This window comes from Streptomyces sp. NPDC046349 (assembly GCF_055587885.1).
This window is the reverse complement of the sequence record NZ_JBVJFK010000010.1, coordinates 355,496-368,444: the sequence shown is the minus strand read 5'-3', so window position 1 is coordinate 368,444 and position 12,949 is coordinate 355,496. Positions and strand designations below refer to the sequence as shown.

Below are 12,949 nucleotides of genomic sequence, written 5' to 3'. Positions count from 1 at the left end.
CTCCGCGGCCCCGCAGGGCGGGTCAGAGGCGGCCGGCGTGGAGCTCCAGCGGGCCGGCGCCGCTGGCCCGGGCTTCGAGGCAGGCGGTGATCTGGCGCCGCAGGGCGCCCTTGACCAGGGCGGGGAGTTCCTCGGATGCGACGGTGCGCCATTGGAGGAGCTCGTTGTCGTCCAGCCGGATCCGGGCCAGCGCCGACGCGTCGAGGACGCCGCCGTCGTACAGGAATCGGATGCGGGCCGGACGGCCGGGCTTGTGCGACCAGTTCACCGCGAGCAGGCGGCCCGGGGCCAGGTCGAGGCCGAGCTCCTCGCGGACCTCCCGCCGGGCGGCGGCCCGCGGGACCTCGCCGAGGTCGCTGTCGACGCCGCCGCCCGGCAGGTGCCAGCGGTCGGTGCGGCCGTACGCGGGCTGCACCAGCAGGATCCGGCCGTCGGCGGAGGTGAACAGCACGCTCGCCGCGGTCAGCGCCTTCGGCCGGCTGGCCCGGTGACTGGCCGCGTCGAGGACGCCCGCGTGCTCCAAGGCCGCGCGCCGGGCCGGGTCCAGGCCGGCGGGCGATCCGGGCTGGGGGACGCCCTCGACCAGATGGGCGAACGAGCCGGTGTGCAGGGCGGCCAGTCCGGCCCGCAGCCGGGGCGCGACACGGGCGGGCAGCACCGTGCAGGCCTCTTCCGGCCGCAGCCAGCGCGCCGCTGTGATCTCCCCGTCGGGGAAGGAGATCGCCGCGGCCTCCTTCGGCGAGAGCGGTCCGACGAGGTGGACGTGGACGATCAGGGAACGGCCGAGGGAGCCGGGCGGCCGCGAGTCCACCGCCAGCAGCCGGCCGACCGGCACACCGAGGTCCAGTTCCTCCCGCAGCTCGCGGGCCAGCCCCTGCTCCGGCGTCTCGGTGTCCTCGACCGTGCCGCCCGGCAGCTCCTGATCGGTCTTGTACGAGGGGGTCAGTACGAGGACCCGCCCGCGGGCGTCCAGGACGATCCCGGTGGCGGCCACGAGCGGCGCCGGCTGCGCGGCGTAGTAGGCGCGCACCGCGTCGGGGGAGGGGCGGTCGGGCACGGCGGGCTCCTGGGGCTCGGGTCGTCGGCAGGAGCACTATGCCGGGCCCGCGCCCGGCGGCCACCGCCGACATGCGGACGCCCGCGGGGGCGGCCGGATCGGCCCCCCGGCCGCGCCTGCGGTCCCCGCGGCCTGCAGGTCCCGGCCTGCGGTCCCGGCCGGGCCCGGTTCCGGCCGGGCCTCGGGCCCCCGCTGGGCCCCGGTCCCGGCTGGGCCCCGGTCCCCGCTGGGCCGGCGGCCTGCGGTCCCGGCTGGGTCCCCGGTCCCGGCTCGGTCTGCGGTTTCGGCTGGGCCCCGGTCCCGGCTCGGTCTGCGGTTTCGGCTGGATCCCCGGTCGCGGCTGGGCCTGCGGTTTCGGCTGGGCCCCGGTCTCGGCTGGGCCGCCGGCCCCGCTGCGCCCGCGGCATGCGGCCCCGGTCCCGGCAGGGTCTGCGGGTCCCGGCTGGGCGTGCGGCCTGTGGTGCCCCGGTCCCGGCTGGGCCTGGGGCCTGCGGCCCGCGCCTTCGGGGGCGTGGTGAGGGGCACGCTCGTCCCGTCTGCTGCCCCCGGCGGGGCTACGCGCGGGCCAGGAGCAGGCCGCCCATGGTGACCATCGTCGCCGCGACGAGGCCGTCCATGACCCGCCAGGCCGAGGGGCGGGCGAGCAGGCCGCTCAGCAGCCGGGCGCCGTAGCCCAGGCTGGTGAACCAGGTCAGGCTGGCCAGTCCGGCGCCGATGCCGAAGGCCCAACGCAGGTCGCCGCGGTCCGCGGCCAGTGAGCCGACCAGCAGCACGGTGTCCAGGTAGACGTGCGGGTTGAGCCAGGTCATGGCCAGGCAGGTCAGTACGGCCCGGCGGGCGGATCCGGAAGCGGCTCCCTCCGCGGTGAGGGCCGCGCCGGGGACGGGCCGCAGCACCCGGCGCGCGGCGAGCACCCCGTAGCAGACGAGGAAGGCGCCCCCGGCCAGCCCCACGACCGTCAGGGCGGCGGGCCACGCGGTGACGAAGGCCCCGACGCCGGCGACGCCGAGGGCGATGAGGAGCGCGTCCGAGAGGGCGCAGATGGCGACCACGGCCAGGACCGCGTGGCGGCGCACGCCCTGACGGAGGACGAAGGCGTTCTGCGCGCCGATGGCGACGATGAGGGAGAGCCCGGTGCCGAAGCCGGCCAGGGCCGCGGTGATGGTGCCGTGTGTCATGGCTCCGACCGTAGGCAGCAGACACCTTTCAGTACAGCTAAAGATTTTTACGTACCATTAGCGCTCGTGATGGAAGAGCTTCCCCTGGACCAGGTGCGCACCCTCCTCGCCGTGGTCGACGAGGGCACCTTCGACGCGGCGGCGGCCGCCCTGCACGTGACGCCCTCGGCGGTGAGCCAGCGGGTCAAGGCCCTCGAACAGCGCACCGGCCGCGTTCTGCTGATGCGGACCAGGCCGGTACGGGCCACGGAATCCGGGGAGGTGGTGGTCCGCTTCGCCCGGCAGCTGGCCCGGCTGGAGCGGGACGCGCGCGCCGAGCTGGGTATGGCCGACGAGCGGGGCCCGGTGCGGCTGCCGATCGCGGTGAACGCCGACTCCCTCGCGACGTGGTTCCTGCCGGCGCTGACGAGGGTCCCGCAGGATCCGCCGGTCTGCATCGAGCTGCACCGCGAGGACGAGTCGCACACGACCACGCTGCTGCGCGAGGGGCAGGTCATGGCCGCGGTGACCTCCTCCCCGGACCCCGTGGCCGGGTGCAGCGTGCGGATGCTGGGGCTGGCCCGGTACCTGCCGACGGCCAGCGCCGCCTTCGCCGCCCGGTACCTGACGGGCGTGCCGGAGCGTGACCTGCGGGAGGCGCCGACGATCGTCTTCGACCGCAAGGACGACCTCCAGGACGCCTTCGTACGCTCGCTGACCGGGGACGGGGCGGCCGGGGCGGGGCCGGTGCGGCACCACGTGCCCACGTCCGAGGGCTTCCGCGACGCGGTCGTGGCCGGGCTGGGGTGGGGGCTGGTGCCCGAGCAGCAGGCGGGTCCGCTGATCCGCGCGGGAGAGCTGGTGCTGTTGGTGCCCCGGCGACCGCTGGACGTACCGCTCTACTGGCAGCAGTGGAAGCTGGACTCTCCGGCCCTGTCGCTGGTGGCGGACACCGTCGCGCAGGCGGCGGCGGAGGCGCTGCGCAACCCTTCGGCATGATCGCCCGGACCGGCGCATACGCTTGCCGACCATGGAGTCCTACACGATCGGCCAGGCCGCCCGGCTGCTCGGCGTCAGCATCGACACCGCCCGGCGCTGGGCGGACGCCGAACGTTTCCCCACGCGCCGCGAGGGCACCCGCAGGATGGTGGACGGGCCGGACCTGGCCGCGTTCTGCGTCGAGGCCGCCCAGGAGGGTGCCGAGGGCGAGGGGGCCGCGCACACCTCGGCGCGCAACTCCTTCCCGGGCATCGTCACCGGGGTGAAGCTCGGTACGGTCGACGCGCAGGTGGAGATCCAGGCCGGCCCGCACCGCATCGTGTCGCTGCTGACGAGGGAAGCGGTCGAGGAGCTCGGCCTGGAGGTGGGCGCACGGGCCACGGCCCGCGTGAAGTCGACCAGCGTGTTCATCGACCGGGTCTGAAGCGCCGCCCGAGGCGGCGGGCGCCGGCCGGGGGTTGAGCGCGGGGGGTTGAGCCCGGGGGGTGAGCCCGGGCGGGGGCCGCGCGGCGACGATGGCAGACTGGCCGCTGATCCGCCGAAGGGGAGTTACGCCGTTGTCCATGTTCAGCAACCTGCGCCGGGCCGTGCGCCGCGGCTACCGGCGGGCCGTCGACCTCAGCCACCCCGCCCGCTCCCCGCTCGGCAGCTCCGTGGTCAACTGCCTGGTCTACCGCGACGGCGTACGGCAGGAGGACTGCGCGGAAGTCGAGGAGGCGCTGCGCCGGGTCCGCAAGACGGGCGGCGGCTTCGTCTGGATCGGCCTGCACGAGCCGGCGCAGGCGGAGCTCGCCGGCCTCGCGGAGCTGTTCGGCCTGCACCCGCTCGCGGTCGAGGACGCTGTGAACGCGCACCAGCGGCCCAAGGTGGAGCGCTACGGCGACACGCTGTTCTCCGTCTTCAAGACCGTGCGCTACGTGGAGCACGAGGAGCTCACCGCGACCAGCGAGGTGGTGGAGACCGGCGAGCTGATGGCCTTCACCGGCCAGGACTTCGTCATCACCATCCGGCACGGCGGCCGCGGCACCCTCGGGCCGGTGCGCGAGGAGCTGGAAGCCGCTCCCGACCAGCTGCTGCGGGGGCCCGCGGCGGTCCTGCACGCGATGGCCGACCACGTGGTCGACGACTACGTGGCCGTCACGGACGCCGTGCAGAACGACATCGACGCCGTGGAGACCGCGGTGTTCAGCGAGAACGGCGGCCGCGGTGACGCGGGTCGGATCTACCAGCTCAAGCGCGAACTGCTGGAACTGCGGCGAGCGGTGGCCCCGCTCGGCCGCCCCCTCCAGCAGCTGGCCACGCAGCCGATACCGGTCATCCCGCCGGAGATCCGGGCGTACTTCCGGGACGTGGCCGACCACGTCACCCGGGCCACGGAGCAGATCGGCGCCTACGACAACCTCCTGGACTCCATCCTCCAGGCGCACCTCGCGCAGGTGACGGTCGCCCAGAACGAGGACATGCGCAAGATCACGGCGTGGGCGGCGATCGTGGCCGTCCCCACGATGGTCTGCGGCGTCTACGGCATGAACTTCGACCACATGCCGGAGCTCCACTGGACCTACGGCTACCCCCTCGTCCTCGGCGTCATGGCGCTCGCCTGCTTCGTCATCCACCGCGGCTTCCGCCGCAACGGCTGGCTCTGACGTGCCCCGAGGCTTACGCCGCGCGGCGGTCGTGGCCGTCGTCGTCGCCCTGTCGCTCGCGGGATGCGGGAGCGGCGGGGCCGCCCCGGACGGGGAAGGAGCCGCCGGCGGCGCCCGCTTCACACCGCTGAACCGGCTGCCGGCGGTCCGGACGGACGGCGGCCTCCCGGCCGACGTCGCCGGTCCCGCCACGATCCTGTCCGAGGTCCGGTACGGGCCCGGCCGCCTGATCGCCTACGTGACCGGCGACTCGTGCGGAATCCTCGCCACGCCCGGATCGGACCCGCAGGCGGGCCCGATCCGGCTGGTGTCGAAGTGGCCCGGGGCGGGCGAGGGGAGCAGCCGCGGTCCGGCGGGCCCCTACAGCAGCGCCTCCGTCGCAGCGGGTCCGCACGGCTGGGTCTCCCTCCTGTGCGGTCGGACCGCCATGGTGATCGAGTACGACCCGGGTCGGGGCGGCGGCGTCCCGGGCCGGGTACGGGGCGCGGCCGACGTCACGGCCGGCGACCTCCCCGGCACCTCGCGGATCATCGTCGGGGACGCCGAGGCGCGCAGGCGGATCGAGGAGGGCATGGTGCCCGGACCGTGACAGGTGATCAGAAGACACCGCGACGGCGCGGCCATGGCTTCCGGGCCGGCGCGGCGGGCCGAGCCCTTCGGCGGTCACGGCCTACGGCATCCCGCCCCCCAACGGGTGCCCTCGAAGCCGCACCTGACGGTCCGTACCACGGTCCATATCACTGCCCCGGCCGTCCGGTGCGCAGGAATTGCCTTTCGACACAGGGGTCTTGAGGCTCCCTCAGATCTGGCAGTAAAGTTTCCTAACGAAGCCGGGACGCCTCAACTCCCCCCATGGAGGGCTTGTGTTCACCCCCCATCGCAAGATGCTGGCGGCTGGAGCGCTGCTCGGCAGCGCGCTCCTCGCCGCACCCGCCGCCGCCCACGCGACCGCTGCCCCCGACCCCGCGGCGCAGCCCGCGGCGACGGTGGCGGCCACGGCCGCCGCGGGACTCGACGATCCGGCGAAGAAGGAGATCGCCATGAAGATCGTCTCCAGTGCGGAGAACTCCTCCCTGGACTGGAAGGCGCAGTACAAGTACATAGAGGACATAGGCGATGGCCGCGGCTACACCGCCGGTATCATCGGCTTCTGCTCCGGCACCGGGGACATGCTCGACCTCGTCGAGTACTACACGCAGGTCAAGCCGGGCAACGTCCTCGCCAAGTACCTGCCTGCCCTGCGCGAGGTCGACGGCAGCGATTCGCACGCCGGCCTCGACCCGAACTTCACCCGGGACTGGGTCAAGGCGGCCCAGGATGCCGAGTTCCGCAAGGCCCAGGACCGCGAGCGCGACCGGGTCTACTTCAATCCGTCCGTCAAGCAGGGCAAGTCCGACGGGGTCGGCGTACTCGGCCAGTTCATCTACTACGACGCCATCGTCATGCACGGCGACGGCACCGACTCCACCAGCTTCCGCAGCATCCGGGGGCGTGCCCTGTCGAAGGCCAAGCCCCCGTCCCGGGGCGGCGACGAGACCACCTGGCTGAACGCCTTCCTCGACGCCCGGGTCTGGGCCATGAAGCAGGAGGAGGCCCACAGCGACACCAGCCGGGTCGACACCGCGCAGCGGGTCTTCCTCCGGAAGGGCAACCTGAACCTCGACCCGCCGCTGGACTGGAAGGTCTACGGCGACTCCTTCCACATCGGCTGACGGCCGCCGCGGCCCGGGGCGCGGAACCTCCTCCCGGCGCCCCGTGCCGCGGTGTCGCAGTGCGGTAACGATGTAGGTAACGATCGAGGTGAGTGGCGGGGTGTCAAGTAGGCCTGCGAGTGGGATGTTTCGGACTTCCCCGGACACGACGCCACTCCTGTGCCCCCCAGTCTCATCTTCGGTGCCGGAAATCCTGCGGTCCGGCCGATTTGGCGTCACGACAACTGGCTTGACCGCGACGTAAGGGGGGCATAAGTTCTGCCCCGGCTTGCTCCAGCAGGACGGGCCCGAACGACTGTCCTCTGGGGGGACCCTCATGAACCACTACACCGACGTCCTGAAGAAGTACGCCGTCTTCTCCGGCCGCGCCCGCCGCCAGGAGTACTGGATGTTCACCCTCTTCCACGTGGCCGTCGCGGTCGTCCTGATGATCCTCGACGGCGTGCTGGGCACCTACCCGCTGCTCGTCGGCCTGTACATCCTCGGCACCTTCGTGCCGTCCCTGGCGGTCACCGTCCGTCGTCTGCACGACCTCGGCAAGTCCGGCGCCTGGTACTTCATCGCCTTCGTCCCGTTCATCGGTGGTATCTGGCTGCTCGTCCTGACCGCCACCGCCGGTCAGCCGCAGCCGAACCAGTACGGCCCGGACCCGAAGGTCCTCGCCGCCTGATCAGGCGTGCAGGCCTGATCAAGGCCTGATGGCCCGAGCGCCGCACCGGCTGGAACAGCCGCGGGCGGCGCTCTCGGCTTTTCCTGGGCCATCGGCGGCGGCGTGACGTGCGTCTCGCGGACTGGCGGCCGGGGGCTGTGCTGACCGGCCCGATCACGAGATATCTTGATGTCGAGCAATGTTGCAGACGAGAGACGCAGACTGTGGAGCGGAGCATCCGGTGACTGACTCGACCATCATCTACACGCACACTGACGAGGCCCCGGCCCTCGCGACGTATTCCTTCCTGCCTGTGATCCAGGCGTACGCGTCGACGGCCGGTGTGAATGTCGAGACCCGTGACATCTCCCTGGCCGGTCGGATCATCGCCCTGTTCCCCGAGTACCTCGAGGAGAGCCAGCGGATCGCCGACGCCCTCGCCGAGCTCGGCGAGCTGGCGAAGACCCCGGAAGCCAACATCATCAAGCTTCCGAACATCTCGGCTTCGATCCCGCAGCTGAAGGCCGCGATCGCCGAGCTCCAGGGCCAGGGCTACGCCCTCCCGGACTACCCGGACGACCCGAAGACCGACGAGGAGCGCGACGTCCGCGCCCGCTACGACAAGGTCAAGGGCAGCGCCGTCAACCCGGTCCTGCGCGAGGGCAACTCCGACCGCCGCGCCCCCGGCTCGGTCAAGAACTACGCCAAGACGCACCCGCACCGCATGGGCGCCTGGGTCCCCGAGTCGAAGACGAACGTCGCCACCATGGGCGAGAACGACTTCCGCTCCACCGAGAAGTCCGCCGTCATGGCCGAGGCCGGCATCCTGCGCATCGAGCACGTCGCCGCCGACGGCGCCGTCACCGTGCTGCGCGAGTCCGTACCGGTCCTCGCCGGCGAGGTCGTCGACGCGTCCGTCATGCACGTCGACGCGCTGCGCACCTTCCTCAACGACCAGATCCAGCGTGCCAAGGCCGAGGGCGTCCTGTTCTCCGTGCACCTCAAGGCCACGATGATGAAGGTCTCCGACCCGATCATCTTCGGCCACGTGGTCCGCGCCTTCCTGCCGAAGACCTTCGCCCGCTACGGCGAGACCCTCGCCGCCGCCGGCCTGTCGCCCAACGACGGCCTCGGCGCCATCCTGAACGGCCTGGGCGCCCTGCCCGACGGCGACGCGATCAAGGCCTCCATCGACGCCGAGATCGCCGAGGGCCCGGCCCTCGCCATGGTCGACTCCGACAAGGGCATCACCAACCTGCACGTGCCGTCCGACGTCATCGTCGACGCCTCCATGCCGGCCATGATCCGCACCTCGGGCCACATGTGGGGCCCGGACGGCAACGAGGCCGACACCCTCGCCGTCCTCCCGGACAGCAGCTACGCCGGCGTCTACCAGGTCGTCGTCGACGACTGCCGCGCCCACGGTGCCTTCGACCCCGCCACCATGGGCTCGGTGCCGAACGTCGGCCTCATGGCGCAGAAGGCCGAGGAGTACGGCAGCCACGACAAGACCTTCGAGATCGCCGCCGCGGGCACCGTCCGCGTCGTCGACGCCGCGGGCAACGCGGTCATCGAGCAGGAGGTCGCCGCCGGCGACATCTTCCGTGCCTGCCAGACCAAGGACCTGCCGATCCAGGACTGGGTCAAGCTCGCCGTCACCCGCGCCCGCGCCACCGGCGCCCCGGCCGTGTTCTGGCTCGACGAGACCCGCGCCCACGACGCGCAGCTGATCGCCAAGGTCAAGACGTACCTCGCGGACCACGACACCGAGGGCCTGACCATCGAGATCCTCTCCCCGGTCGAGGCCACGAAGTACTCCCTGGAACGCATCCGCCGCGGCGAGGACACCATCTCGGTGACCGGCAACGTGCTGCGCGACTACCTGACCGACCTCTTCCCGATCCTGGAGCTGGGCACCAGCGCCAAGATGCTGTCGGTCGTGCCGCTCATGAACGGCGGCGGCCTCTTCGAGACGGGCGCCGGCGGCTCCGCCCCGAAGCACGTCCAGCAGCTGGTCAAGGAGAACTACCTGCGCTGGGACAGCCTGGGCGAGTTCTTCGCGCTGGCGGCCAGCTTCGAGCACCTCGCCACCACCACCGGCAACGCCCGCGCCCAGGTGCTGGCCGACACGCTGGACCGCGCGACCGGCACCTTCCTCAACGAGGACAAGTCGCCGAGCCGCAAGCTGGGCGGCATCGACAACCGCGGCAGCCACTTCTACCTCGCCCTGTACTGGGCGCAGGAGCTGTCCCGCCAGATCGACGACCCGAAGCTGGCCGCGGCGTTCGAGCCGCTCGCCAAGACCCTCGCCGAGCGCGAGGAGGCCATCGTCGGCGAGCTCATCGCGGTGCAGGGCTCCCCGGTCGAGATCGGCGGGTACTACCAGCCCGACGCCGCCAAGGCCGCGGCGGTCATGCGCCCGTCCGCGACCTTCAACGAGGCGCTCGGCCTCCTCGGCTGACACCCGCTGACGCGCTCCGCCCCGGCCGGCCCCGTGCCCGGCCGGGGCGGACCCGTTTCCGGAACCCGTCCGCGCCCCCCGGGGCCCGTACAGGACGAGCCGAACCCGATGGCGGTGAACGCCGGCAGCGGTGCGGAGAAGCGTGCGCCGTCCGGCCCGGGGTGTACGGCCGGTCCGAGGAGGAGGTGGTCCCGGGGCTGCTCGCCGACGGGCGGGCCGACGCCCCCTGACGGCATGGGGGGCAGCCCTCGGCGCCGGTCAGAGGCGGTGGATGCGCTCCTGGTCGAACGCCAGCGGGGACCGTCCGGCGGCCAGGATCCGCAGCCCCGGCGCCACGGCCAGCAGCTTGCGCAGCCAGGCCACGGCGTCCTGGCCGAGCTGCTCGGTGCCGTCCAGGACCAACAGCATGTCCCGCTCGGCCAGCCAGGACGCGGCGTACGTTGTCGTCCCGCAGGGCGGTGCGGGAACGCCGGGCACGGAGCCCAGTTCGGCCGTGAGTTCGCGGACACCGTAGCCGCCCTCGAGCGGGCCGAGTTCGACGACCGCCACGCCGTCGTAGAAGTTGGAAGCCAGCCGCCGCGCGATCTCCCGCACCAGCAGGCTCCGCGGCTCCCGGAACCCGCCCGCCACCGTCAGTACCCGCCCCCGCCGGACGGCGGTGAGCAGCCCGGACATCTCGGCGGACGTCGCCGGGAGCCTTCCGGTCGACCCTGATTCCCTCATCGGCACGATGCCCCCCATCGCATGCGTGACCAAGCGCGGCCGTGCCCACAGGGATCTTTCGGCCGTATGACGTCGATTATGCGCCACTTGCGCCGTATCGCTAGGGGAATGTCGCATTCCGATCTGTGGGTCCGCTGCCGCCCAGGTCAGACCCACCCCGCCCCGCGGCCCGGCGGGTCGTCCCGGATGGCTGGGGTCCGACCGGCCGCAGAGGGGGAGCCGTGGGGACTGCCGGCAGACCGTGGTGGACCTGGAGGCCCACGGAAGAGGAGCGGCCGCACCGGGCGAGGCGCGTCCGCAGCCGGCACGCCACGCTCGCCGCCGGCCCCTACTGCCCGACCTGTGCCCGCCGTTCACCGCTCCCCGTAGCGGGACGGGACCGGCGACAGCCTCGCCTTCGCCCGCCCCGCCTTCGCCCGCGGCTTCGAGTTCGACGACCGGCCGCCCCGCCGTCGGAGGGCGCGGCCGCAGATCCGACCGGCAACCGGGCCACCGGATCCGGCTGTTCGAGCACAGGATCGGACGGTGGAGGAGTCGCAGACGCCCGTACGGCGGCCGCACCGTCGAGCGCCCGGAGGATGCCGGCATCATCGCACCCGCTCCGACCGGGCCTTCGCTCTGCGTAGTTCCCGTCGCCCGTGTGACGTACGTGCCCGGCCCGCGGCGCGGGGAACGGTTGTCCGGGAGCCGGTAATGGGCTCTACTGCTGTCCAGCCCCCACCGGGGTGTATTCGTGGAGGGAGCACGATGACAGCGGACCGGCGCACGGACCGGCGAGCACGACGAAGAACGCGCGGCGCGGACCGGACGGCACGACCGGTGTCGCACCGGCGGCGGCCGGCCGTTCGGGGTGGCAGGCCGCTCCTGGCCCTGCTGCTCTCCGGCTTCCTCCTCGTCGGCGTCTGCGCCGCCACCGGCATCGCCTGGGACCCGCTCAGCGGGACGCCCCCGCAGAACGCCACGGCCCGGGCCTCCGCCGCGCAGCCCCCCGCGCCCGGCTCCGCACCCGGCGCCGGCGACCCGGCCGCCCCGCAGCCGGAGCAGAGCCAGGCGCCCACCAAGGGTGCGGCGGCCAAGGGCAATCCCGAGGGAGCGCTGGACTCCGGGGCCGGACGCCCCGCGGGAGCCCTGCCCTTCGACATGCCCCAGCCGGCCGCCCTGCGCTCCGGGGAAGCGGGCAGGAAGCTGGTGTTCGCGCATTACTTCACCCCGTACCCGCTCTCGCTCGACAACGCGGACGCGGACCGCGACTACTACACCCGCAACTACCTGAACCCCGACGGGGAGAGCGGCAAACACGGCCGGTACGGCGGCCTGCTCCGCGACCGCCCGCTGCCCGTCGCACCCAAGGGCGGCGACTGGGAGTACGCCAACCTCCAGCAGGAGGTGCGCACGGCCCGGGCCGCCGGTATCGACGGATTCACCCTCGACCTGCTCTCCCTCTCCGGCAAGAACTGGGACCGCTCCAACCTGCTGATGGCGGCGGCCCGTTCGGTGGACCCCGCCTTCAAGATCATGCTGATGCCGGACATGACCTCCCTGAAGACCGACGACCCTCGCGTGCTCGCCGAGGCGCTCGCCACGCTCGCCGACGCCTCCGCCGCGCACCGGCTCCCCGACGGCCGGCTCGTCGTCTCCCCCTTCAAGGCGGAGGCGAAGAACGCGGCCTGGTGGACGGAGGTCATCCGGATCCTCGGGGCCGACCACGGCATCCGCACCGCCTTCGTCCCGCTCTTCCTCGACTTCGGCGCCCACAGCGGCGAGTTCGCCCCGATCAGCCACGGCTTCTCCGAGTGGGGCAGCCGCAGCTACGTCGGCCAGGAGAGCTCCAGCCGCGACGTCCGGCGGGCCCACGGCATGGGCAAGATCTGGATGCAGCCCGTGTCGGTCCAGGACGCCCGCCCCAACCAGGGCATCTACGACGAGGCGGGCAACACGGCGACCCTGCGCGCGACATGGACCCGTGCCATCGAGGACGGCGCCGACTGGGTCCAGCTCACCACCTGGAACGACTACTCCGAGGGCAGCCAGTTCGCGCCGTCCCTCCACAACGGCCATGCCTACCTCGACCTGACCTCGTACTACCTGACCCGGTTCAAGACGGGCGGCTGGCCGAAGATCGTCCGGGACACCCTGTACCTCACCGCGCGCACGCAGTTCGCGGACGCCGATCCGACCGGCGACCAGTCGGTGGTGATGTCGCTGCGCAGGGGGAGCGCCCCGGCCCGCGACACGGTGGAGGTGCTCAGCTTCCTCACCTCACCCGCGGTCGTGCGCACGACCGTCGGCACGGCCCGGGGCAGCCACGACGCCCCCGCCGGGATCCACTCCGAGCTGCTGCCGCTGAAGACGGGCACCAGCGGGGCCCACGTCGTCCGGGACGGGAAGACGACGGCCGAGGTCGACCTGCCGTACCGCGTGGACCACAAGGTGGACGTGCAGGACCTCCAGTACTACGCGGCGACCAGCGGGCGCGAACCGTAGCCCCGGCCGGGCCCGGCGGAGCACGCCGGCGCCCCCGGGTCCGGCCGTGCCTGGGCCGCCG

11 protein-coding genes are annotated in these 12,949 nt (G+C 73.0%); 8 read left to right on the top strand and 3 right to left on the bottom strand.

Features of this window, described 5'->3' with window-relative positions:
• Positions 1-22: 22 nt before the first annotated feature.
• Positions 23-1,057: an NUDIX domain-containing protein gene (locus ACZ6JS_RS24865; protein WP_469301026.1), complete on the bottom strand. Its 1,035-nt coding sequence runs from the start codon at positions 1,055-1,057 to the stop codon at positions 23-25.
• Positions 1,058-1,611: 554 nt separating this feature from the next.
• Positions 1,612-2,235 (bottom strand): LysE/ArgO family amino acid transporter, encoded by a 624-nt coding sequence (locus ACZ6JS_RS24860; RefSeq protein ID WP_469301024.1) that lies wholly within the window; start codon positions 2,233-2,235, stop codon positions 1,612-1,614.
• A gap of 69 nt (positions 2,236-2,304) precedes the next feature.
• Between ACZ6JS_RS24860 and ACZ6JS_RS24855 the strand changes: the two genes are divergently transcribed.
• From ACZ6JS_RS24855 to ACZ6JS_RS24825, 7 genes are all read left to right on the top strand, one after another.
• Positions 2,305-3,213: a LysR family transcriptional regulator ArgP gene (locus ACZ6JS_RS24855; protein ID WP_469301072.1), complete on the top strand. Its 909-nt coding sequence runs from the start codon at positions 2,305-2,307 to the stop codon at positions 3,211-3,213.
• A gap of 31 nt (positions 3,214-3,244) precedes the next feature.
• Complete coding sequence (locus tag ACZ6JS_RS24850; protein WP_469301023.1) at positions 3,245-3,637, top strand: TOBE domain-containing protein; 393 nt, start codon at positions 3,245-3,247, stop codon at positions 3,635-3,637.
• 139 nt (positions 3,638-3,776) lie between these two features.
• The gene (gene corA / locus ACZ6JS_RS24845; RefSeq protein ID WP_469301021.1) at positions 3,777-4,859 is read left to right on the top strand and encodes a magnesium/cobalt transporter CorA; all 1,083 of its coding nucleotides are present in this window, start codon (positions 3,777-3,779) and stop codon (positions 4,857-4,859) included.
• Between the two features lies 1 nt (position 4,860).
• A complete protein-coding gene (locus ACZ6JS_RS24840; protein ID WP_469301019.1) occupies positions 4,861-5,448 on the top strand; it encodes a hypothetical protein in 588 nt (195 codons plus the stop codon).
• A 295-nt stretch (positions 5,449-5,743) separates the two neighbouring features.
• On the top strand, positions 5,744-6,571 hold the full coding sequence (locus tag ACZ6JS_RS24835; protein ID WP_469301070.1) for a chitosanase: 828 nt from the start codon (positions 5,744-5,746) through the stop codon (positions 6,569-6,571).
• A 316-nt stretch (positions 6,572-6,887) separates the two neighbouring features.
• On the top strand, positions 6,888-7,241 hold the full coding sequence (locus tag ACZ6JS_RS24830) for a DUF805 domain-containing protein (RefSeq protein ID WP_030854548.1): 354 nt from the start codon (positions 6,888-6,890) through the stop codon (positions 7,239-7,241).
• 220 nt (positions 7,242-7,461) lie between these two features.
• The gene (locus ACZ6JS_RS24825) at positions 7,462-9,681 is read left to right on the top strand and encodes an NADP-dependent isocitrate dehydrogenase (protein ID WP_469301017.1); all 2,220 of its coding nucleotides are present in this window, start codon (positions 7,462-7,464) and stop codon (positions 9,679-9,681) included.
• 258 nt (positions 9,682-9,939) lie between these two features.
• On the opposite strand, the gene ACZ6JS_RS24820 is transcribed toward ACZ6JS_RS24825, so the two are convergent.
• Positions 9,940-10,404, bottom strand: a complete 465-nt coding sequence (locus ACZ6JS_RS24820; RefSeq protein ID WP_469301015.1) for a hypothetical protein — start codon at positions 10,402-10,404, stop codon at positions 9,940-9,942.
• Between the two features lie 747 nt (positions 10,405-11,151).
• On the opposite strand from ACZ6JS_RS24820, the gene ACZ6JS_RS24815 reads away from it, so the two are divergent.
• Positions 11,152-12,888, top strand: a complete 1,737-nt coding sequence (locus ACZ6JS_RS24815; protein WP_469301013.1) for a glycoside hydrolase family 71 protein — start codon at positions 11,152-11,154, stop codon at positions 12,886-12,888.
• Positions 12,889-12,949: the final 61 nt, after the last annotated feature.

Coding starts and splice junctions, on each gene's coding strand:
- ACZ6JS_RS24860 (WP_469301024.1), bottom strand. CDS start 2,235: ATGACACACGGCACCATCACCGCGGCCCTGGCCGGCTTCGGCACCGGG.
- ACZ6JS_RS24855 (WP_469301072.1), top strand. CDS start 2,305: ATGGAAGAGCTTCCCCTGGACCAGGTGCGCACCCTCCTCGCCGTGGTC.
- ACZ6JS_RS24850 (WP_469301023.1), top strand. CDS start 3,245: ATGGAGTCCTACACGATCGGCCAGGCCGCCCGGCTGCTCGGCGTCAGC.
- corA (WP_469301021.1), top strand. CDS start 3,777: ATGTTCAGCAACCTGCGCCGGGCCGTGCGCCGCGGCTACCGGCGGGCC.
- ACZ6JS_RS24835 (WP_469301070.1), top strand. CDS start 5,744: ATGCTGGCGGCTGGAGCGCTGCTCGGCAGCGCGCTCCTCGCCGCACCC.
- ACZ6JS_RS24830 (WP_030854548.1), top strand. CDS start 6,888: ATGAACCACTACACCGACGTCCTGAAGAAGTACGCCGTCTTCTCCGGC.
- ACZ6JS_RS24820 (WP_469301015.1), bottom strand. CDS start 10,404: ATGAGGGAATCAGGGTCGACCGGAAGGCTCCCGGCGACGTCCGCCGAG.
- ACZ6JS_RS24815 (WP_469301013.1), top strand. CDS start 11,152: ATGACAGCGGACCGGCGCACGGACCGGCGAGCACGACGAAGAACGCGC.